Annotated in this window: 2 protein-coding genes; one reads left to right on the top strand and one right to left on the bottom strand. The window is 71.3% G+C overall.

All coding sequences use genetic code 11. The features are described 5' to 3' along the window. A partial coding sequence (locus Q1K57_RS10930; protein ID WP_300082340.1) for a hypothetical protein occupies nucleotides 1–254 on the top strand: 254 nt, incomplete at its 5' end. Nucleotides 255–298: 44 nt separating this feature from the next. Here the strand turns inward: Q1K57_RS10930 and sucD are convergent. Beyond that, nucleotides 299–1,186 (bottom strand): succinate--CoA ligase subunit alpha, encoded by an 888-nt coding sequence (gene sucD / locus Q1K57_RS10925; RefSeq protein ID WP_300082336.1) that lies wholly within the window; start codon nucleotides 1,184–1,186, stop codon nucleotides 299–301. Between the last annotated feature and the right edge of the window lie 91 nt (nucleotides 1,187–1,277).

The raw sequence follows: 1,277 nt of genomic DNA, 5'->3' as shown, positions 1-1,277 counted from the left end.
GGGCCCCGACGGCGACGGTCGAGGAGGGTCCCGCGGTCAAGGGCACCGGGGAACTGGACGCGAAGGTCAGCGGCTCGACCTTCCTGGTCACGCAGAAGACGGCGACCTCCACCGCGGTCTACCGGGTCGCCGTGGTGACCGTGGGCGCGAAGGTGGTCTACCTGCTGGGCGGCCCGTCCTCCACCTTCGACTTCACCGACGCGCAGTGGAAGGCGATCGCACTCCGCGCCGGTCAGCGGGCCAGCCAGTCCTGATCCCGGCCCTGCCGAAGGTGGGTCGCACCGGACGGCGTCGGGGGTCAGCCGAGGGCGGCGACGACCTCGCGCATCAGGGCCGCGGTCTCGCTCGGCGTCCGGCCGACGCGGACGCCGGCGGCCTCCAGCGCGGCCTTCTTCGCCTTGGCCGTGCCGACCGAGCCGGTGACGATCGCGCCGGCGTGCCCCATGGTCTTGCCGACGGGGGCGGTGAAACCGGCGACGTAGCCGACCACCGGCTTGGTGATGTACTCGGCGATGTAGGCGGCCGCGCGCTCCTCCGCGTCCCCGCCGATCTCGCCGATCATCACGATCGCGTCGGTCTCCGGATCGTCCTCGAAGGCGGCCAGGGCGTCGATGTGGGTGCTGCCGTTGACCGGGTCGCCACCGATGCCGACGGCCGTCGAGAAGCCGATGTCCCGCAGCTCGAACATCATCTGGTAGGTCAGGGTGCCCGACTTCGAGACCAGCCCGATCCGGCCCGGACCGGAGATCGTCGGCGGGATGATGCCCACGTTCGACTTGCCGGGGCTGATCAGGCCGGGGCAGTTGGGGCCGATCAGCCGGGTGTGCCCGGACTGCCGCGCGTAGTCCACGAACTCCGCGGTGTCCTTCACGGGGACGCCCTCGGTGATCACCACGGTGAGGTCGAGTCCGGCGTCCACCGCGTCGAGCACGGCCTGGCGCGTGTACGCCGCGGGCACGAACACCACGGACGTGTTGGCGCCGGTCGCGGCATTCGCCTCGGCGACGCTGTCGTAGACCGGGACCGGCTCCTCTTCGAAGGTGACCGACTGGCCGCCCTTGCCCGGGGTGACGCCGGCGACGATCCGCGTGCCCGCGCCGATCATCCGCTGGGTGTGCTTGCGTCCTTCGGAGCCCGTCATGCCCTGGACGATGACCGTGGACCGCTGGTCCAACCAGATCGACATCTGCGCGTCTCTCCTTATTCGGCCGCTGCGGCCAGCTCGGCGGCCCGCCGGGCCGCATCGTCCATGGTCTCGCTGACCTGTACCAGGGGGT

Origin of the sequence: Propioniciclava sp., from assembly GCF_029977985.1 — a bacterium.
Classification (GTDB): Bacteria; Actinomycetota; Actinomycetes; order Propionibacteriales; family Propionibacteriaceae; genus Propioniciclava.
The sequence above is the reverse complement of the archived record's forward strand: the minus strand, read 5'-3'. Positions and strand labels throughout refer to the sequence as shown.

Bases quoted from the DNA above. Each gene is read 5' to 3' on its own strand.
- sucD (WP_300082336.1), bottom strand. From the start codon at position 1,186: ATGTCGATCTGGTTGGACCAGCGGTCCACGGTCATCGTCCAGGGCATG.